The sequence below is a fragment of the Pelagibius sp. 7325 genome (assembly GCF_037652055.1).
Lineage (GTDB): Bacteria > Pseudomonadota > Alphaproteobacteria > Kiloniellales > Kiloniellaceae > Pelagibius.
This window is the reverse complement of sequence record NZ_JBBKAH010000012.1, coordinates 22,788-40,287: the sequence shown is the minus strand read 5'-3', so window position 1 is coordinate 40,287 and position 17,500 is coordinate 22,788. Positions and strand designations below refer to the sequence as shown.

General features: G+C 67.2%; 22 protein-coding genes. 4 read left to right on the top strand and 18 right to left on the bottom strand.

Going from position 1 to position 17,500, the window contains the following annotated elements; all coding sequences use genetic code 11:
- Window positions 1-72: 72 nt before the first annotated feature.
- The 10 genes from WDC82_RS21765 to WDC82_RS21720 all read right to left on the bottom strand — a co-directional run bounded on the left by WDC82_RS21765 (window position 73) and on the right by WDC82_RS21720 (window position 8,707).
- Entirely contained in the window at window positions 73-528 is a 456-nt protein-coding gene (locus tag WDC82_RS21765) for a hypothetical protein (protein ID WP_340119517.1), read from the bottom strand.
- A gap of 125 nt (window positions 529-653) precedes the next feature.
- A complete protein-coding gene (locus tag WDC82_RS21760) occupies window positions 654-1,751 on the bottom strand; it encodes a c-type cytochrome (protein ID WP_340119516.1) in 1,098 nt (365 codons plus the stop codon).
- Complete coding sequence (gene soxC / locus WDC82_RS21755; protein WP_340119515.1) at window positions 1,735-3,060, bottom strand: sulfite dehydrogenase; 1,326 nt, start codon at window positions 3,058-3,060, stop codon at window positions 1,735-1,737. The genes WDC82_RS21760 and soxC overlap by 17 nt, the downstream gene beginning before the upstream one ends.
- A 55-nt stretch (window positions 3,061-3,115) precedes the next feature.
- The gene (soxB, locus tag WDC82_RS21750) at window positions 3,116-4,810 is read right to left on the bottom strand and encodes a thiosulfohydrolase SoxB (protein WP_340119514.1); all 1,695 of its coding nucleotides are present in this window, start codon (window positions 4,808-4,810) and stop codon (window positions 3,116-3,118) included.
- 111 nt (window positions 4,811-4,921) lie between these two features.
- Complete coding sequence (gene soxA, locus WDC82_RS21745; protein ID WP_340119513.1) at window positions 4,922-5,782, bottom strand: sulfur oxidation c-type cytochrome SoxA; 861 nt, start codon at window positions 5,780-5,782, stop codon at window positions 4,922-4,924.
- A gap of 70 nt (window positions 5,783-5,852) precedes the next feature.
- On the bottom strand, window positions 5,853-6,179 hold the full coding sequence (gene soxZ / locus WDC82_RS21740; protein WP_340119512.1) for a thiosulfate oxidation carrier complex protein SoxZ: 327 nt from the start codon (window positions 6,177-6,179) through the stop codon (window positions 5,853-5,855).
- 52 nt (window positions 6,180-6,231) lie between these two features.
- Window positions 6,232-6,687: a thiosulfate oxidation carrier protein SoxY gene (gene soxY, locus WDC82_RS21735; protein WP_340119511.1), complete on the bottom strand. Its 456-nt coding sequence runs from the start codon at window positions 6,685-6,687 to the stop codon at window positions 6,232-6,234.
- A gap of 29 nt (window positions 6,688-6,716) precedes the next feature.
- The gene (soxX, locus tag WDC82_RS21730) at window positions 6,717-7,190 is read right to left on the bottom strand and encodes a sulfur oxidation c-type cytochrome SoxX (protein WP_340119510.1); all 474 of its coding nucleotides are present in this window, start codon (window positions 7,188-7,190) and stop codon (window positions 6,717-6,719) included.
- A 170-nt stretch (window positions 7,191-7,360) separates the two neighbouring features.
- Window positions 7,361-7,960 (bottom strand): thioredoxin family protein, encoded by a 600-nt coding sequence (locus WDC82_RS21725; RefSeq protein ID WP_340119509.1) that lies wholly within the window; start codon window positions 7,958-7,960, stop codon window positions 7,361-7,363.
- A gap of 12 nt (window positions 7,961-7,972) precedes the next feature.
- Window positions 7,973-8,707 carry a cytochrome c biogenesis protein CcdA gene (locus tag WDC82_RS21720; RefSeq protein WP_340119508.1) on the bottom strand — a complete coding sequence of 245 codons (735 nt, stop codon included), beginning with the start codon at window positions 8,705-8,707 and terminating at the stop codon, window positions 7,973-7,975.
- Window positions 8,708-8,869: 162 nt separating this feature from the next.
- Between WDC82_RS21720 and WDC82_RS21715 the strand changes: the two genes are divergently transcribed.
- The 4 genes from WDC82_RS21715 to WDC82_RS21700 all read left to right on the top strand — a co-directional run bounded on the left by WDC82_RS21715 (window position 8,870) and on the right by WDC82_RS21700 (window position 11,494).
- Entirely contained in the window at window positions 8,870-9,256 is a 387-nt protein-coding gene (locus WDC82_RS21715; protein ID WP_340119507.1) for a transcriptional regulator, read from the top strand.
- Between the two features lie 108 nt (window positions 9,257-9,364).
- Window positions 9,365-9,724 (top strand): metalloregulator ArsR/SmtB family transcription factor, encoded by a 360-nt coding sequence (locus tag WDC82_RS21710; protein WP_340119506.1) that lies wholly within the window; start codon window positions 9,365-9,367, stop codon window positions 9,722-9,724.
- A 57-nt stretch (window positions 9,725-9,781) separates the two neighbouring features.
- The gene (locus WDC82_RS21705; protein ID WP_340119505.1) at window positions 9,782-10,870 is read left to right on the top strand and encodes a YeeE/YedE family protein; all 1,089 of its coding nucleotides are present in this window, start codon (window positions 9,782-9,784) and stop codon (window positions 10,868-10,870) included.
- A gap of 105 nt (window positions 10,871-10,975) precedes the next feature.
- Complete coding sequence (locus tag WDC82_RS21700) at window positions 10,976-11,494, top strand: heme-binding protein (RefSeq protein WP_340119504.1); 519 nt, start codon at window positions 10,976-10,978, stop codon at window positions 11,492-11,494.
- 126 nt (window positions 11,495-11,620) lie between these two features.
- Here WDC82_RS21700 and ureG read toward each other — a convergent pair whose 3' ends face one another.
- From ureG to urtE, 8 genes are all read right to left on the bottom strand, one after another.
- The gene (gene ureG / locus WDC82_RS21695; protein ID WP_340119503.1) at window positions 11,621-12,268 is read right to left on the bottom strand and encodes an urease accessory protein UreG; all 648 of its coding nucleotides are present in this window, start codon (window positions 12,266-12,268) and stop codon (window positions 11,621-11,623) included.
- Entirely contained in the window at window positions 12,265-13,020 is a 756-nt protein-coding gene (locus WDC82_RS21690; RefSeq protein WP_340119502.1) for an urease accessory UreF family protein, read from the bottom strand. Before WDC82_RS21690 ends, ureG begins: the two co-directional genes overlap by 4 nt.
- Window positions 12,971-13,468: an urease accessory protein UreE gene (locus WDC82_RS21685; RefSeq protein ID WP_340119501.1), complete on the bottom strand. Its 498-nt coding sequence runs from the start codon at window positions 13,466-13,468 to the stop codon at window positions 12,971-12,973. The genes WDC82_RS21690 and WDC82_RS21685 overlap by 50 nt, the downstream gene beginning before the upstream one ends.
- Window positions 13,469-13,554: 86 nt before the next feature.
- Window positions 13,555-15,264: an urease subunit alpha gene (gene ureC / locus WDC82_RS21680; RefSeq protein ID WP_340119500.1), complete on the bottom strand. Its 1,710-nt coding sequence runs from the start codon at window positions 15,262-15,264 to the stop codon at window positions 13,555-13,557.
- Between the two features lie 4 nt (window positions 15,265-15,268).
- Entirely contained in the window at window positions 15,269-15,580 is a 312-nt protein-coding gene (locus WDC82_RS21675) for an urease subunit beta (RefSeq protein WP_340119499.1), read from the bottom strand.
- A gap of 12 nt (window positions 15,581-15,592) precedes the next feature.
- Entirely contained in the window at window positions 15,593-15,895 is a 303-nt protein-coding gene (locus WDC82_RS21670) for an urease subunit gamma (protein WP_340119498.1), read from the bottom strand.
- A 34-nt stretch (window positions 15,896-15,929) separates the two neighbouring features.
- On the bottom strand, window positions 15,930-16,820 hold the full coding sequence (locus WDC82_RS21665; protein WP_340119497.1) for an urease accessory protein UreD: 891 nt from the start codon (window positions 16,818-16,820) through the stop codon (window positions 15,930-15,932).
- The gene (urtE, locus tag WDC82_RS21660) at window positions 16,795-17,490 is read right to left on the bottom strand and encodes an urea ABC transporter ATP-binding subunit UrtE (RefSeq protein WP_340119496.1); all 696 of its coding nucleotides are present in this window, start codon (window positions 17,488-17,490) and stop codon (window positions 16,795-16,797) included. The genes WDC82_RS21665 and urtE overlap by 26 nt, the downstream gene beginning before the upstream one ends.
- Window positions 17,491-17,500: the final 10 nt, after the last annotated feature.

The following is a 17,500-nucleotide window of genomic DNA, read 5'->3' as shown; positions in this document are numbered from 1 at the left end:
AGGGGTGTGACTGACGGTGATACGGCGATAAAGCGGCTTTGGATCACTAAAGGCCGGGGAAACCGCCGGCGGTCAGGGACGCACCAGCGTCCAGCCCTCCTCGGACAGCGCCAGCAGGTGGGCAACGCCCGTCTGGACGATCTCGGCACCCTCGATCAGGGGCGGTGCCTCGCCCTCGTTGCGGGCCATGGTGTCGAGGGTATTGCCGCAGGCCTGGAAGGTGACGTTCACCATGCTCAGCATGAAATTCTCCAGGCGCTTGCGCACCGGCGAGGTGTCGGCGCGCAGCATGTGCAGGCCGTCGTTGTAGGCGACGACCTGGATCTCAACTTCCTCGCCGATGGCGCTGTAGTGGCGCGATACGTTGGCGGCGACGTCCAGGACGCCGTTCATCTTCGCCATGTCGCTTTCGCTGATGTAGAGCGCCAGGCGGTGATAGCCGTCGGAGACCTGCGCCTGGGCCTGCGGGAGCAGCGCGCCGGCCGCCAGCAGCACGGCCAGAACCATCGATCTCAAATGTCGCAGCATTTACCTCTCCTCGCCGGGTGACGCCCCCCTCCCGAGGGCGCGGGCGGATCCTACGACAGGACGGGCGCGGCGCGAAGCGCGATGCGGCTCACATCTGGGTGACGGCCGGAGGGCGGGCGCCCGGCTCAGTCGACCGCGCCCACGCCCTGGTCCTCGTTGTCCGCATCCGGCGTCACGTCCAGCACCGCCGCACGCTTGGTGATCTTCACCGGCCCCGGCTTGCAGTCCGTCATGCAGGGCTCGGTCTTGGCGGCGTAGTGCGCCTCTTCCTCGCGGTCGTCCATGAAGAAGTTCTCCTCGTTGGGCAGGCGCACCGAGGTGAAGTTCTCCTTGGACAGCTCGAAATCCTCGTCGGTCACGATGTCGTTGAGATACAGCAGATAGGCCGTGATCGCATAGACATCGTCGTCGCTCAGCGAGCGGGCGTCACCGAAGGGCATGGCGCGGCGCACGTAGTCGTAAACCGTCGACAGATAGGGCCAGTAGGAGCCGATGGTCTTCACCGGCCGGTCGGCCTTCAGGGTGTCCTGCCCCCCGGCCAGCACCGGCCAGCGGTCGCGGCCCTCGCCGAAGTCACCGTGGCAGACGGCGCACTGCTCGGCGAAGATCGTCTCTCCTTCGGCCACCGTGCCGCGGCCTTCCGGCAGGCCGGTTCCGTCCGGGCGCACGTCGATGTTCCAGGCGGCGATTTCCTCGGGCGTCGCCTCGCGGCCCAGGTGGAAGACACCGTGGTCCGGCAGCGGAGCGTTTTTTGCATCGGCCGGCGCGGCCACGACGGCGGCCTGCTGCGCAGGCGCGGCCTCCGCGGGCGCGGCCGCCGCCGGCTGCGCGCCGGCGGAAAACGTCTTCAGGTAGGCGATGACGTCGGCGCGCTCGTCCTCCTTCTTGAGGCCGGCGAAGCTCATCCGGTTGCCCTTGATGTAGTCCCTGGGCTTTTCCAGGTAATCGTGCAGCGTCTCTTCGCTCCACACCACACCGCCCTCACCGGCCTCGACCATGGCCTTGGAGTACTTGAACCCATCCACCGTGCCGGCGGGGCGCCCGATCAGCGCGTTCAACTCCGGGCCGACCTTGTGCTTTGCGCCCTCGCCCACCGCGTGGCAGGCCGCGCACTTCTTGAACACCTTCTCGCCCTCGCCGGCATCGCCCTCGGCCGCGGCCGAGGCGACGGGAATCATCAGGGCCAGGCTTGCCGCCGTGGCGAGCTTAAGAAACTTCGACATTCTCGACCGTCCCGTTCGCCTGCACATACCAGGTCTGAATCCCGTTGTTGTGATAAATCGAGTTCTCACCGCGGGCCAGGCGCAGCGCGTCCTTCGTCGGCTGGACATAGCCGTGCTCGTCGATGGCGCGCGACTGCAGCAGCATCTCCGAGCCGTCCCAATCGATATCGAGATAGAAGCGGTGCAGCGCCTTCGACAGGCTGGGCCCGTCGATCCGCGCGGTCTTCCAGTTGCGCCCGCCATCGGTGGAAACGTCGACCCGCTTGATGGTGCCGTTGCCCGACCACGCGAGGCCGGAGATCACCAGCGGCCCGCGCCCATGGGTGACCGGCGCCTGCGGGCTGGGGCTGGTGATGACGGACTTTACGTCCATCACCCAGGTAAAGCGCCGCGCCTTGCCGTTGGCCAGCAGGTCGGTGTACTTCGAGGTCTCCTCGCGGTGATGCCAGGGCTCATCGCCGACTTCGAGGCGACGCAGCCACTTGACCCACATGTTGCCTTCCCAGCCGGGCACCACGAGGCGCAGGGGATAGCCCTGCTCGGGGCGCAGCGCCTCGCCGTTCATCTTGAACGCGACCATGCAGTCGTCGAGTGCCTTTTCCATCGGGATCGAACGCGTCATCGCCGACGCGTCGGCGCCTTCGGCCAGCAGCCACTTGCTGTTGGACTTGACGCCGGCTTCCTCCAGCAGTGTCCGCAGGGGAACGCCGGTGTAGACCACGCAGTGGACCATGCCGTGGGTGAACTGGCAGCCGTTCAGCTGCGCGCCGCGCCACTCCATGCCGGAATTCGCCGCGCACTCCAGGAAGTAGACGCGGTTCTCACGCGGGAAGCGTTTGATATCCTCCATGGTGAAGATCAGCGGCTTGTCGACCAGGCCCTCGATCATCAGCCGGTGGTCGGCCGGGCTGATCTCCGCAGTGCCACCGTGGTGACGCTCGAAGCAGAGGCCGTTCGGCGTGATGATGCCGTCCAGCTCGTGCAGCGGCGTGAAGTTCACCGAGGAGACCGGATCGGCGGTCAGCCACGGCACGTCGCGGCGCACCACCTCGGCCTCGAACTGCGAGGGCGTGCCGTAGGGCTTCGCATCGACGCCGTCGCCGAGATAGCGGTTCCAGTCCTGCACCTGCGTGATCAGGGGATCGCCGCCGGCGGCGGCCGCCGGCCGTGCCGCCAGGCCGCTCAGTGCCGCCCCGGCGCCGGCCGCGAGGCCCGCGGTCAGCAGCCGGCGCCGCGCCGGATCGGCAACGGTGGCCGTCGACTGCGCTGTCTTGACGGGTGTCTTGTTCCTGCCGGTTACGCTCGACATTCATCTGCTCCGAAGTGTCTGATTCGATCGTAAGCGCGAAAGCGCGCCTTGAACGTCAGCCGGCCACCTTGACCGACTGGTTTTCCTCCACGTGAACGTTCGGGTGCTTCTGCAGGTGCGCCTCGACGACGTCCCAGATCGGCGGACCTTCGGTACCTTCGTTTACCGAGGCCCAGCCGGCGACCACGTAGTCGCGGGCGGGATCGACCGCCTCGCCGGTGGCCAGCAGCGTCATCTCGGAGATACGCGAGCCGATTTCGGCGGTGGGATCGATCCGGTAACCCATGCCGCCGACACGCACCATGTCGCCGCCCTGCTGGTAGTAGGGATCGGGATTGAACAAGTTGTCGGCGACGTCCTCCAGGATCTCCTTGATCAGCTGACCGTTCATAGTCGAGCGATAGGCCTCCGGGTAGGTCATCGAGCAGGCGTTGTGCACGTCCTCGACGGTGATCGCCTGGCCCGGCAGCAAAGAGGTGCCCCAGCGGAAGCCCGGCGACAGCGCGATCTCGGCGTCACGCTCGGCGATCAGCGCCTGGCAGATCAGGTCGTCGAAAGTGCCGTTGAAGTTGCCGCGGCGGTACAGCAGCGAGTCGGTGCGGCCGAGTTCGCGCTTCAGTTCGTCTTCGTAGGGCGCGCGCAGCCGGTCGATCAGGCCGGCGACCTCGGGGTCCGGCGTGATGACGTCGGAGAACACCGGGATCAGGCGGTACTTCCAGCCCCTGACCGCGCCGCCGGCGACGTCGAGGTCGAGGCGCGAGACGAACTTGCCGTTAGAGCCCGAGGCGATCAGCATCGTCTTGCCCACCAAGACGGGCTCCGGCAGGGCGTCGTGGGTGTGGCCTGTGAGGATCACGTCGATGCCTTCGACGCGGCCGGCCAGCTTGCGGTCGACGTCGAAGCCGTTGTGCGACAGCAGCACGACGATCTCGGCACCCTCGGCCCGCGCGGCGGCGACGTTCTTCACCACCTCCTCCTCGCGGATGCCGAAGCTCCAGTTCGGGATCATCCAGCGCGGGTTGGCGATCGGGGTGTAGGGGAAGGCCTGGCCGAGGATGGCGATCTTCACGCCGCCGCGCTCGAAGATCTCGTAGGCCTTGAAAGCGGGTTCCATCCACTCGTCGTCGAAGATGTTGCCGGCGAGCAGCGGAAACTGCAGGGAGTCGACGATCTCCTTCACCCGGTCGGTGCCGTAGGTGAACTCCCAATGCGCCGTCATGGCGTCGCAGCCCAGCGCGTGCATGATGTCGACCATGTCCTGGCCGGCGGTCTCGTTGGCGGTATAGCTGCCTTGCCAGGTGTCGCCGCCGTCGAGGAACAGGGTCTTGTCCTCGCCGCGCTCGGCGCGCACCCGCTTCACGATGGTGGCGACGCGGTCGAGGCCGCCCATCTTTCCGTAAGCCTTGGCCAGCGAGGCGAAGTCCACCGAGGTCAGCGCATAGGCATCAGGGCTGCCCGGCTTCAGATTGAACATCTTGAGGAAGTCGGCGCCGGTCACATGGGGCGGCAGGCCCTGGACCTCGCCGACCCCGAGGTTGATCGACGGTTCGCGGAAGTAGAGCGGCTTCACCTGGGCGTGGATGTCGGTCACGTGCAGCAGCGTGACGTTGCCGAAGTCCTCGGCGGCCAGAAGGTCCTCTTCGCTCAGCGCCTGCTGCGCGGCGACCTGGCTCCAGCGACCCTGCATTCCCGGCCCGAAGATCGTCGCCAGGGCCACCGAAGCGGTCAGGAAGTCACGTCTCGAGAACATAATAATCCTCTCCTCCTGTCCGCGCAGTCACGCCGGCGGACAGGACCTTCTGATGCCAAAAAGAGAATTTACGGAACCGGCGGCGGCCCTGCGCCGCCGGCCCGTTACCAACTACTGCCTGACGGCCGGTGTCTCGATCGACAGGCCGGTGCCGCGCCAGGTCACATAGACTTCAAGCGCCATCAGTTCGTCCGAGAAAGCCGCCGGGAACGAGGCCCGGGTATCGCGGATGCAACCGCGGAAACGGTTGTGCAGCGAGACCATGTTGGCCTGCTTCAGGCGATAGGTCGGAAAGCCGTTTACGTTGCCCTGGCTGAGGTGATCGGCGCGAATGTACTTGCCGTTGCTTTCCTCGTGGCAGCTGGCACAGGCCAGGTTCAGCTGTCCGTAGCGGGTGTAGTAGATCTCTTTACCCTGCTCCCACCAGCTCTGCAGATCGCCCTGGCTGAGGTCGACCTGCATCGGCTGCCCCAGGGACTGGTGCTTGACGTAGGTCGTCAGCGCCTTCTGGTCGGCCGCGTCGAACTTGTAGGGCTCGGCCTTCATGTTGTTCACGCGGCACTTGTCGATCTGCAGCTCGATGTTGATCGGCCGCTTCGCGTCGGCATCCCATTTAGGATAGGTCGCGCCGACGCCCGCCATGGTCTCCGCCGCGTCGCCATGGCAGGAAGCGCAGGACTTGCCGGCCTCGCCTTCCACGGTGTTCCAGATCTCCTGGCCGCGGTCGACGTACAGCATCGCGGGGTTCGCGAAGCTGTCGGCTTCCAGCGCTCGTGTCTCGGGCGTGCGGTACAGCCAGCCCGACAGCACCTCGTCGAAGGGATGCCCCTCCGGCGCCTTGGTGCGCGTGATCATCTTCTTTTCGCCGTCGATGACGAGCTCGTCATCCACCGGCTCGGCCCAGACCGCCGAGACAGCCATCCCGGTGGCGGTCACGGCGGCGGCAGCCACCATCATCAGTCTTTTGCTCAACACGTTCCCTCCCGTTTTGTGCCCTGCCCCGGTTCGCCGGGGCGGGCCGCCTGGCGGCTTCGCTTCCGCCTTATTTGACCTCGATGGCCTGCTCGTGGGTGTAGGTCTCGCCATTGTCGTCCGCCCAGGCGAACGTGAAGGTCCCGCTTTCCATCACCTTGGCGGTGAACTCGAAGTAGGGGTTGGCCGAGATCGCCGGTTCGATGTCGCAGGAGAACACGGGCTTGCCGTTGAACTCGCAGGTGAACTTGTTGATGATCTGCCGCGGGATGACGTTGCCGCTGCTGTCCTTGCGCTGGCCGGACTCCATGGTGTGGCTGATCAGCGTCTTGATGGTAATCACCTCGCCGGCGGCAGCCGACTTGGGCACTTTCACACGGGGCTTTGGCGCTGCCATTTTCGTATTCCTCGTTGATTCGGTCGTTGGTCTGTCAGGGGCGCGCGCTGGATCAGCCGCCGCAGCCGCCGATCGTGACCTTGACCTGCTTCTTGTCCATGAACACGGAGCCGTCGCTCATCTTCGCGACCGCCACCACGTTCTGAGTCCTGGCCAGGCGCATGCGCGTGGTCGCGGTGGCCTCGCCGCTCATTGGCGTGAAATTGAACGTCGCGACGGCCGGGTTCGGGTTGCCGTCGGCCAGCAGGGTGACCGATTCCACGTAGGAGGCATCGGTCATTTCGCTTTCGACGGAGACCGTGATCGGAACGGTGTTGCCGTTCTCGGCAATCTCCGGGGCGGTCAGAGTGATCTTCCCGCTGGCCGGGGCCTTGCCGCCGGTGAACTCCATCAGCATCTTCTCGGTGGCTGCCTCGTCGGCGCGCGCGGCCTTCAGGCCGGGGCCGAGCGCCACAAAGGCCATGGCTCCGGCAGAGAGCCCCAGCGCCTGGCGTCGTGTCACTTGCATCTCATGTTCTCCAGTTGAGCTTAAATGCGTCACTTAAGCGTGGCGAGATAGGCGACGATCGACTCGACCTGCTCGGCGGTCAGGATCGTCTTGCCCTGAAAATCCTCGGCGACATCCTTGCCGACATCCAGCGAGTAGAAGCCGGGCATCACCGTCTGTTCACCGAATACGGCCTTGGAGTTGACGACGATGGCGCGCAGCTCCTCGGGCGACCAGCGCTCGGCAACGCCGTCCAGCGGCGGGCCGACCTCGCCGTGGAACAGCTGATCGCTCAAATCGGAATTGGCGTGGCACGCCAGGCAATTGCCCAGCTTGCGGTCGGCGAAGACCTTGCGGCCCTCGGCCGCATTGGCAGCCGCGTCGGAAACCGGCTGCGCCAGCTTCCCGTCCGCGATCTTCACGTCGCCGGGCGGAACGTCCTTGGCCCCCGCTGTTGTGACCCCGGCGGCGGTGATCCCCGCACAGAGCGCGGCCGCGGCAAGCGTTAGTCGTGCTGCAATCATGGGCGTTTTCCTCTCCTCTCCCCCCTGCCTGATGGCAGCGGTTGTTTTATGGCACTTTAGCGGCTGGCCGCACTTCATTCAATGCATAAATTGCAATTCTTGAATGTATTAACGGACCAGCGACGAAACACCAGGCATTCCAGCCTCTTGCGAGACTTTCCTCCCTCGCTCTAGTCAGTGTTCGGCACGCCGGCGGCCTGGCGTTCGCGAATCCGCCGCGCGTGATAGCGTTGGAAATCCTCATCCGTGTCGTAGAGCTTCTCCCTCACCCAGGTGAACATATCGAGGAAGGTGCCTTTCTGAAAGGCGCCCGGCATGGCGGCCACCGCCGCCTGGCGGGCGTCCAGCGCGCCGTCCGCCTGCTGGGGCAGGAACAGGATGGTCGGCGTGAAGGCGATGCCCCACTTGCGCGCCGCCGTCTTCTCGGTCAGCACCTCGCCGTCCAGGTCGACCACTTCTTCGTCGCCGTAGAGGTTGTACTGCACCATCTTGTAGTTGGCCTTGATGTAGTCGCGCACCTCCGGGTCGCTGAGGATCTCCTCATGCACCTTCTTGCAGTAGATGCAGCCACGCTGCTCGATGATGATGGCGAGGCGCTTACCCTCCTCCTCGGCCGCGGCGATGTCTTCCTTCATGTCGCGGAAGGTGATGGAGAACCAGTCCTCCTTGTGCAGGCCGTCGTCGCCCAGGGTGGCGGACCAGGCCGAAGCGGCCGGCCCAGCCGCGACAGGAAGGCAAAAAGCGAGAACCAGAAGCAGACGTTTCAGCATGGGGTCGTCTCCTTATCCGATCGTTTGAAAGACTGGGAAGGTATCCAGCAGCCAGTAGGCGATCTCCGCCATCTGGCCGGTCATGAACAGGATGCCCGTCAGCACCAGGATGCCGCCCATTGCCATCTCCACCTTGTGCATGTGGCGCTTGAAACGCCGCGCCCAGTCGAGGAAGCGGGTCGCGAAGACGGCGGCCAGCAGGAAGGGCAGCCCGATGCCGAGAGAATATACCGCAAGCAGCAGGGCGCCGCGCCCGGCGGTCCCCTCGGCGCCGGCGACGAAGAGGATGGCCGCCAGCACCGGGCCGACGCAGGGCGTCCAGCCGAAGGCGAAGGCCAGGCCCATGACGTAGGCGCCGGCGAGGCCCGCCGGGCGGCGGTTCACCTGCACCCGGGCCTCGCGGTAGAACAGCGCGATGCGGAAGACGCCGAGGAAATGCAGACCCATGACGATGATCAGCGCACCGGCGATGATCGACAGGATATCGAAGTAGCGGGCGATCGACTGGCCGATGACGCTGGCGGTGGCGCCCAGCGCGACGAAGACCGTGGTGAAGCCCAGCACGAATCCGACGGCGGCGAGAATCAGCTGGCGCGTCGACTCGGCGCCGCGGTCCTCGTTCTGCAGTTCGTCGAAGCTGAGGCCAGCCAGATAGGCCATGTAGGGCGGCACGATGGGCAGCACGCAAGGAGAGACGAAGGACAGCAGCCCCGCCAGGAAGGCGCCGCCGATGGAGACGTCGAACATGTCAGCTGTGCTTTCGGGCGGACGGCCGGACGGCGGGCATTTTAGGACCTGAACTCCCCTTCTCACCGGTCTGATCGCCGGGTTTGCAATACATGCATTAATTCATATATATTACTACGATTCAATCGGGATTTATCACCCGGGATTCATGTCGAGGCCACCATGGGTTTGACGAAGCCATTGCAGTTCCTCTTTCTCAGCCTGGCGCTGGGCCTTGCGGCGGCGAGCCTTGCCGCGCCGCGAGCGATGGCGGCCGAGTTGATCATGCTGGAGCGCCCCGGCTGCGCCTGGTGCCTGCGCTGGAACCAGGAGGTCGCACCGGAATACGCCAAGACCGCCGAGGGCCGGCAGGCGCCGCTGCGCCGCGTCGACGTGACTCAGCCCTGGCCGGCCGACCTGGCGGACGTCGCCACGGATCGCTATACGCCGACCTTCATCGTCGTGGAGAACGGTAGAGAGATCGCGCGGCTGCGCGGCTATCCCGGCGAGGATTTCTTCTGGCCGCTGCTGGCCGAGATGTTGACCAAGCTGGCGCCCCAGGACGGCTAGACCGAACGGATAGTCCGATTTCAGTGCGTCGTGTATAGTCGGCGCCGGATCACGGCCAGAGAAATCACTGGCAGAGAACAAGACGAAGACAGGACGACGGATCCGCAGATGGTCGATCTCACTCCCTCGCGTCGGGCTCCAGAGGCAAAGGATATCGACATCCTCATGGAGCAGGCCCGCAAGGCCGGCGACCTGATGAAGGCGCTTTCGCACGAAAGCCGCCTGCTGATCCTCTGCATCCTGGTCAAGGGCGAGAAATCGGTTTCGGAACTCGAGGAGATCATGAACATGCCGCAGGCGGCGGTGTCCCAGCAGCTCGCGCGCCTGCGCTTCGACCGTCTGGTCGCCACGCGGCGCGACGGCCGCATGGTCTACTACTCGATCGCCAACGACGAAGTGAAGCAGCTCGTGGAGATGCTCTACGAATTCTTCTGCAAGCCGGCACTGGAGGCAAGCCGCAAACCATAAGCGGCCCATAAGCAGTCGGGCGCGACCCTCGCGACCCGTGATCGAAGGGAGGAGTCGATGGAAGACATCGGCTGGCTGATGCCCCTCGCCGGTGGATTGACCGGCATTGCCATCGGCGCAGCGGCGCGGGCCGACCGCTTCTGCACGCTGGCCGCACTGGAGCGCCACTGGTACGCCAACGACAGCAGCGGCCTGCGCAGCTGGGTGCTGGCCGCCACGGTGGCGATCATCGCCACCCAGGCGCTGTTGCTGACCGGCGCGATCGACCTGCAGCGCTCCTTCTACCTCAGCCCCAACTTCGGCTGGACCGGCGCCATCCTCGGCGGCATCGCTTTCGGCTTCGGCATGGCATTGGTCGGCACCTGCGGCTTCGGCGCGCTGGTGCGCCTGGGCGGTGGCAGCCTGCGCTCTCTCATCGTGCTCATCGTACTCGGCCTTTCGGCGCTGGCCGCCCAGCGCGGCGTCATCGCGCAGCTCCGCGTCGAGGTCGTCGACAACCTCGCCCTCGACCTCGGCTTCGCCGGCGACCAGTCGCTCGGCAGCCTGGTCTCCGCCGCGGTCGGCGCCGACGCGCGCCTGCCGGTCGCCGTGCTGGTGGCCGGCCTGCTGCTGCTGTGGGTCTTCGCCTCTGCGTCCTACCGCCGCAAGGTCGGCCATATCGCCACCGCCTGTGTCATCGGCCTCGGCATCACCGTCGGCTGGATCGTCACCTTCTGGGGTGCGCGCCATGCCTTCGAGCCGGTGCAGCTGGAAGCCGGCTCCTTTGTCGTGCCCGTCGGCGACACGCTGATGCAGGCGATCACCTATACCGGCGTGCTGCCCGACTACGGCGTCGGCCTGGTCATCGGCGTCGCCGTCGGCGCCGCACTGGTCGCCTGGCGCAAGAAGGACGTGCGCTGGGAGGCCTGCGACGACGCGCGCGAGCTGGGCCGCCACATTGTCGGCGCTTTCCTGATGGGCACCGGCGGCGTCTTCGCCATGGGCTGCACCATCGGCCAGGGCGTCAGCGCCGCCTCGGTGCTGGCGGTCTCGGCGCCGGTGGTCGCGGTCTCCATCGCCTTCGGCGCGCGGCTCGGCCTCGCCTACCTGCTGGAGGGCTCGGTGTGGAGCGTGTTGCGCCTGCACCATCACAAGTCGGCCGAGTAACACGTTCATGGGGCCTCGCGGCAGCGCCGCGGGAAGGGATCAGCGGAACCAAGGACGGCGGCGCGACGCTGCCGCAGCAATGAAAATACGAGAGGGAGAACGCGCGTGAAGAACATCCGACAGCTGGCCCTGGCCCCTGCCCTGAGCCTGGGCCTTCTCGCCACCGGTGGTGGCACCGCCAGCGCCCAGGAAGAGGCGCTGGTAACTTTCCAGGTCATGAAGCCGGAGATCGCCGTCAAGCTGGCGCAGGCCGCCATGGAGGATTGCCGCGGCAAGGGCGCGCAGGTCGCCGTCGCCGTGGTCGACCGCTTCGGGGTTCTGCAGATGATGCTGCGCGACCGCTTCGCTGGGCCGCACACGCCGGAAACCGCGCGCCGCAAGGCCTGGACCGCCGTCAGCTTCCGCACCGATACCCTGACCCTCAGCGGCACCACCGCGCCGGGCAGCGAGGCCTACGGCGCCAACTTCATCACCGAGGCGCTGATGCTGGGCGGCGGCGTGCCGGTCGAGGCGCACGGCAGCCTGGTCGGTGCCGTCGGCATCTCCGGCGCGCCCGGCGGCGACATGGATGACGAATGCGCCCGCGCCGGCATCGAGGCCGTGGCGGCGGATCTGGCGTTCTAATTCGCGGAAAACGGGACTCACCCTTCGAGACGGGCCTGTCGGCCCTCCTCAGGGTGAGGCCCTTCTCACTCTGCATTCATCCTGAGGAGGCTGCGCAGCAGCCGTCTCGAAGGATGGGCACCAGGCTCAAGCCGCCGACGTTGCCGCCGGCCTCAACCCGCCGGTCTTCTCGATGAAGGCGGCGATCTCCGGCACCCCCTTGCCCGCCTTCACCTGCGCGAAGACGAAGGGGCGTTCGCCGCGCATCTTCTTCGCGTCACGGTCCATCACCTCCAGGCTTGCCCCCACCAGGGGCGCGAGGTCGGTCTTGTTGATGACCAGCAGATCGGAGCGGGTGATGCCGGGGCCGCCCTTGCGCGGGATCTTGTCGCCGGCGGAAACGTCGATCACGTAGATGGTGATGTCGGCCAGCTCCGGGCTGAAGGTTGCGGCGAGGTTGTCGCCGCCGCTTTCGATCAGCACGAGGTCCAGCTTCGGAAAACGCTCACGCATCTCGGCGACGGCGGCAAGGTTGATGGACGCATCCTCGCGGATCGCCGTATGCGGGCAGCCGCCGGTCTCCACGCCCATGATGCGCTCCGGCGGCAGGGCGCCCGAGCGGGTCAGGAACTCGGCATCCTCGCGGGTGTAGATGTCATTGGTGATCGCGGCGATATCGTAGCGCGGCGCCAGCGTCTTGCAGAGCGCGTCCATGAGGGCCGTCTTGCCGGAGCCGACGGGCCCGCCGATGCCCACGCGCAGGGGGCCTGAGGTGGACGGTCCAGAAGTAGTCATGAGCGGAACAGCCTCGTGTACTGGGTTTCGTGTTTCATGGCGGCGAGATCGGCCAGCAGCGCCGAGCCGCCGAGATCTTCCAACGGCGTGACGAGTGCCGCCGCGGCTGTCTCGACCACCGCCGGCTCCAGTGCCGCCACCACCTGCTGGCCGGCACGCTGGCCAAGCGGAATGAGCCTGACGCCCGCCGAGACCAGATTGCCGGCGAAGCCGTGCAGATAGGCGTTGAGGCTGGGCGCCAGCGCGAGGCCGTGGCCGGCGGCGGCCACCGCCACCACCACCGGATAGGCCAGCAGCCCGTCCCAGGCTGTCAGCAGACGGTCCAGCGCGTCGCAGGGCCAGGCATCCATTGTCGCCTCGGCAAAGGCGCGGCCCTGCGCCGTGGTTTCCAGGTGCCGCTCCGACGACGCGGCGAAGGCAGCCGCCAGTTCAGCGATTGCCGCCAACGCCGCCGGACGGAGGGCCGCCTCGCCTGCCGCATCGTGGGCATGACGGAACAAGATCGCGTCATTGCGGCCGGAACCGTAGCGCAGCAGATCGGCCAGCCAAACCCGCAGCGCGGCGGCATCGGTCACCGTGCCGTCCTCCACCGCGTACTCCAGGCCGTGCGAATAGCTGAAGGCACCGACCGGATAGCCCGGCGACAGCCAGGTCATCAGGCGATAGAGCCCGGCTTCCCCCAAGCTCTTGTCCACGAGCCCCTCAGTCATGGTGGTGGTGCCCATGGTGGCCATGGCCGTGTTCGTGCTCATGACCTTGCGTCCTGCCGTGGCCGTAGGCGCCGCCTTCGGGGTTAAAGGGCGCTTCGATGAGCTCGCTACGCGCGCCCATCTTCTGCAGCATGTCGAGGATCACGTGGTCCTCGCGGATCCTCAGGGCATCCTCCAGGATCTCGGTCGGCAGGTGCCTGTTGCCGAGGTGCCAGGCGATGCGCACCAGCGGCAGGCCCGCGCCCGCGCGCACCTCGATGAGCCGCTCCGGCGCAGCCTTCACCGCGACGACGCCGCCGTCCTCCAGCGCCAGCGCGTCGCCATCGGCCAGCGCCACCGCCTCCGGCAGGTCGAGCAGGAAGTCGAGGCCCGCCTCGCCGTGCATGACGATGCGGCGGCGGTGGCGGGCGTCGAAGTCCAGCACCACGCAGTCACGCGGTGCTGCGGCTTCCCAACTGCCGGCCGGCTTTACTTCGGTCGCGCGCAGCATAGCTCCCCCTGTCGTCCCGGGGCTTGATGCCGGGGCCCCAGCCGGGTTGAAGCAAGGCCTTGCGTCCTGGACATCATGCCTGCTCCTCAGAACAGAAAATACCGCTGCGCCATCGGCAGCACGTCCGCCGGTTCGCAGGTCAAGAGCTGGCCGTCGGCGCGCACTTCGTAGGTCTCCGGGTCGACTTCGATCTTGGGCGTGTAGGCGTTCAGCACCATGTCCTTCTTGGTCACTTTGCGGATGCCGGAGACCGCCATCACCTGGCGGTTGAGGCCCAGCTGGCGGCCGACGTCGGCCTCCGCCGCGGCCTTGGAGACGAAGGTGACGGCGCTGGACGTCATCGCCTTGCCGAAGCCGCCGAACATCGGGCGGTAGTGCACCGGCTGCGGCGTCGGGATCGAGGCGTTGGGGTCACCCATGGCGGCCGCGGCAATGGTGCCGCACTTCAGCACGATGTCCGGCTTCACGCCGAAGAACATCGGCTTCCACAGCACCAGATCGGCCAGCTTGCCGACTTCGATGGAGCCCACGGCGTGGGCGATGCCGTGGGTGATCGCCGGGTTGATGGTGTACTTGGCGATGTAGCGGCGGACCCGGAAGTTGTCGTTGTCACCCGTCTCTTCGCGCAGCCGCCCGCGCTGCTTCTTCATCTTGTCGGCGGTCTGCCAGGTGCGGATCAGCACCTCGCCGACCCGGCCCATGGCCTGGCTGTCGGAGGCGATCATCGAGAAGGCGCCGAGGTCATGCAGGATGTCCTCGGCGGCGATGGTCTCGCGGCGGATGCGGCTCTCGGCGAAGGCGAGGTCCTCGGGGATGCGCGGGTCCAGGTGATGGCAGACCATCAGCATGTCGAGATGCTCGTCCACGGTGTTCACCGTGAAGGGCCGCGTCGGATTGGTCGAGGACGGCAGCACGTTCAATTCGCCGCAGACCTTGATGATATCCGGCGCGTGGCCGCCGCCGGCACCTTCGGTGTGGAAGGCGTGGATGGTGCGGCCCTTGAAAGCGGCGATGGTGTTCTCGACGAAGCCGGACTCGTTCAGCGTGTCGGTGTGGATGGCGACGCCGATGTCGGTCTCTTCGGCGACCGCCAGGCAGACATCGATGGCCGAGGGCGTGGTGCCCCAGTCCTCGTGCAGCTTCAGGGCGCAGGCTCCCGCGTGCACCATCTCCAGCAGCGCCTCCGGCTTGGAGGCGTTGCCCTTGCCGAAGAAGCCGAGGTTCATCGGGAAGCCCTCGGCGGCCTCCAGCATGCGGGCTATGTGCCAGGGACCCGGCGTCGCCGTGGTCGCGCTGGTGCCTTCCGCCGGGCCGGTGCCGCCACCCAGCATGGTGGTGACGCCCGAATAAAGCGCATCCTCCATCTGCTGCGGACAGATCCAGTGGATATGCGCGTCGATGCCGCCGGCTGTCAGGATGCGCCCCTCGCCTGCGATGATCTCCGTGCCGGGGCCGATTACGATGTCGACGTTCGGCTGCACGTCGGGATTGCCCGCCTTGCCGATGGCCGCGATCCTGCCGTCCTTCAGGGCGACGTCGGCCTTCACGATGCCCCAGTGGTCGACGATGAGGGCGTTGGTGATCACCGTGTCGACGGCGCCCTCGCCGCGCCCGGCCTGGGACTGGCCCATGCCGTCGCGGATCACCTTGCCGCCGCCGAACTTCACCTCCTCGCCGTAGGTGGTGTAGTCCTGCTCCACCTCGATGACGAGGTCGGTGTCGGCGAGGCGCACCCGGTCGCCGACGGTGGGGCCGTACATGGCCGCATAGGCGGCGCGGTCCAGTTTCATCGCCATCGCCTCACGCCCCCAGCTTGCCGTTGATCCTGGCGTTGAAGCCCCAGACCTCGCGCGCGCCGGCGTAGGGGATCAGCTTCACCTCGCGGCTCTGCCCCGGCTCGAAGCGCACCGCGGTGCCGGCGGGAATGTCAAGGCGGCAGCCGCGCGCCTTCTCGCGGTCGAAGCGCAGCGCCGCGTTGGTCTCGTAGAAATGATAGTGCGAGCCGACCTGCACCGGGCGGTCGCCGCTGTTCTCCACCACCAGGGCGAAAGCCTCGCGCCCCGCGTTCAGCTCGATGTCGCCGTCGGCGACCATGATCTCTCCGGGAATCATTGTCGCACTCCCTTAGCGGATGGGCTGATGGACGGTCACCAGCTTGGTGCCGTCGGGGAAGGTCGCCTCGACCTGGATCTCGTGGATCATCTCGGCAATGCCCTCCATCACCTGGTCGCGGGTGAGCACCGTGCCGCCGGCGCGCATGAGCTCGGCCACCGAACGGCCGTCGCGTGCGCCCTCCACGACGTAATCGGATATCAGCGCGATGGCCTCCGGGTAGTTCAGCTTGCAGCCACGCGCCAGGCGGTTGCGCGCCACCATCGCCGCCATGGCGACCAGTAGCTTGTCTTTCTCACGGGGCGTCAGGTTCACACCGTATCTCCCTTACTTTCCTGCATCTTTCTCATCAGACATGCCACAGCCGGGGCAGCGTCGGCGGCAGCCCGGCCAGTTCCGCCCGCGCCGCCGCCCAGAAGGCGCTGTAGCTGTCGCGCACCGCCCGCGCCTCGCCCAGGAAGCGCCCGATGACGAGGCCGTTCACGGCGGTCAGCGCCGCGCGCGCCTGCGGTCCCTCGGCGGGCAACAGGGCACGCAGCGCGGTCAGTTTCGCCGGCGCATCGTCGGCGGCATAGAGGAGGCTGGCGTAGGCGGTGACGCCGCCCAGGCAGGCGATGGAATTGAGCGGCGCGGCGAGGTCGCCCTCGGCATGCAGCGCGTCGGCCCAGATCAGCCGGCCGTCGCGGTGCACGCGCCAGCCGTCGTGGATGAGCCCATGGCTGAGGGTCTCTCCCGAGGCACGGCGCCCGAAGACCAGGAATTCCCCGGCCAGCACCCTGGCGCCGGGCACCAGAGTCACCAGCGTGTCGCGGCGCAGCCGCGCGCCGTCAAACAGGATGGTCTCCTGCGGCAGCCACTCCAGCCAGGCACCGGCAGCCGCCTTCAGGTTGACGGCGATGCGGCTGTCAGTGCCCAGCGAGCGGTAGACCTTCTCCGCCGCCTGCGGGTAGACGCGCAGCCGCGCGCCCTCGCCGGCCAGCACCGCGACGTCCAGCTTGTCGCCGCCGACGATGCCGCCGGAGGTGGTGATGAGGCTCGCTTCGAAGATGTCGCCGCGCCCCGGCCGCGGCAGGCGGAGACTCAGGGGATCGCGCTGGTACAGGTCCGCCAGCCGCGTGACGCCGCCGGAGGCGCGTACTTCCAGCACCGCCTCCCCGGCCACCGCCGTGCGGCGCAGCGCGACAACCTTGGCTCCAGCCTTCGGGATGCCGGCTTCAGACAGCGATGTAGCGACGGACATCCGCTTCAACCATCTCCTCGCCGCGGCCCGCGAGGACGATCTCGCCGCGGTCCATGACAGCATAGCTGTCTGCCAGGTCTCGCGCGAAGTCGAAATACTGCTCGACGAGAACAATGGCCATGTCGCCGCGGCCGGCGAGCAGGCGGATGACCCGCTCGATGTCCTTGATGATGGAGGGCTGGATGCCCTCGGTCGGCTCGTCCAGCACCAGCAGGCGCGGCCGCATGACCAGGGCGCGGGCGATGGCGAGCTGCTGCTGCTGGCCGCCGGACAGGTCGCCGCCGCGCCGCTTCAGCATGTCCTTCAGCACCGGGAACAACTCGAAGATCTCCGCCTCTACGTGGCGCTGCTCGCGCGGGATGGCGGCATAGCCGGTGCGCAGGTTCTCTTCCACCGTCAGCAGCGGGAAGATCTCGCGGCCCTGCGGCACGAAGGCGACGCCGCGGCGCGCGCGCTGGTGCGGCGCCAGGCCGTCCAGCGGATCGCCCTCCCAGACAATGGCGCCCGACCTGACCGGCTGCTGGCCGCAGATGGCGCGCAGCAGGCTGGTCTTGCCGACGCCGTTGCGGCCCATGACGCAGGTGACTTCGCCCTTGGCGGCAGCGAGGCTGACCCCGCGCAGCGCCTGGCTGGCGCCGTAGTAGAGATCGATGTTCTGGACCTGCAGCATGGATCAGCGC

Bases quoted from the DNA above. Each gene is read 5' to 3' on its own strand.
- WDC82_RS21705 (WP_340119505.1), top strand. From the start codon at position 9,782: ATGGAAGACATCGGCTGGCTGATGCCCCTCGCCGGTGGATTGACCGGC.
- WDC82_RS21725 (WP_340119509.1), bottom strand. From the start codon at position 7,960: ATGCTGAAACGTCTGCTTCTGGTTCTCGCTTTTTGCCTTCCTGTCGCG.
- urtE (WP_340119496.1), bottom strand. From the start codon at position 17,490: ATGCTGCAGGTCCAGAACATCGATCTCTACTACGGCGCCAGCCAGGCG.
- soxB (WP_340119514.1), bottom strand. From the start codon at position 4,810: ATGTTCTCGAGACGTGACTTCCTGACCGCTTCGGTGGCCCTGGCGACG.
- WDC82_RS21715 (WP_340119507.1), top strand. From the start codon at position 8,870: ATGGGTTTGACGAAGCCATTGCAGTTCCTCTTTCTCAGCCTGGCGCTG.
- soxX (WP_340119510.1), bottom strand. From the start codon at position 7,190: ATGATTGCAGCACGACTAACGCTTGCCGCGGCCGCGCTCTGTGCGGGG.
- WDC82_RS21765 (WP_340119517.1), bottom strand. From the start codon at position 528: ATGCTGCGACATTTGAGATCGATGGTTCTGGCCGTGCTGCTGGCGGCC.
- soxY (WP_340119511.1), bottom strand. From the start codon at position 6,687: ATGCAAGTGACACGACGCCAGGCGCTGGGGCTCTCTGCCGGAGCCATG.
- WDC82_RS21690 (WP_340119502.1), bottom strand. From the start codon at position 13,020: ATGAGCACGAACACGGCCATGGCCACCATGGGCACCACCACCATGACT.
- ureG (WP_340119503.1), bottom strand. From the start codon at position 12,268: ATGACTACTTCTGGACCGTCCACCTCAGGCCCCCTGCGCGTGGGCATC.
- soxZ (WP_340119512.1), bottom strand. From the start codon at position 6,179: ATGGCAGCGCCAAAGCCCCGTGTGAAAGTGCCCAAGTCGGCTGCCGCC.
- WDC82_RS21685 (WP_340119501.1), bottom strand. From the start codon at position 13,468: ATGCTGCGCGCGACCGAAGTAAAGCCGGCCGGCAGTTGGGAAGCCGCA.
- WDC82_RS21720 (WP_340119508.1), bottom strand. From the start codon at position 8,707: ATGTTCGACGTCTCCATCGGCGGCGCCTTCCTGGCGGGGCTGCTGTCC.
- WDC82_RS21710 (WP_340119506.1), top strand. From the start codon at position 9,365: ATGGTCGATCTCACTCCCTCGCGTCGGGCTCCAGAGGCAAAGGATATC.
- WDC82_RS21675 (WP_340119499.1), bottom strand. From the start codon at position 15,580: ATGATTCCCGGAGAGATCATGGTCGCCGACGGCGACATCGAGCTGAAC.
- ureC (WP_340119500.1), bottom strand. From the start codon at position 15,264: ATGGCGATGAAACTGGACCGCGCCGCCTATGCGGCCATGTACGGCCCC.
- WDC82_RS21665 (WP_340119497.1), bottom strand. From the start codon at position 16,820: ATGTCCGTCGCTACATCGCTGTCTGAAGCCGGCATCCCGAAGGCTGGA.
- soxC (WP_340119515.1), bottom strand. From the start codon at position 3,060: ATGTCGAGCGTAACCGGCAGGAACAAGACACCCGTCAAGACAGCGCAG.
- WDC82_RS21760 (WP_340119516.1), bottom strand. From the start codon at position 1,751: ATGTCGAAGTTTCTTAAGCTCGCCACGGCGGCAAGCCTGGCCCTGATG.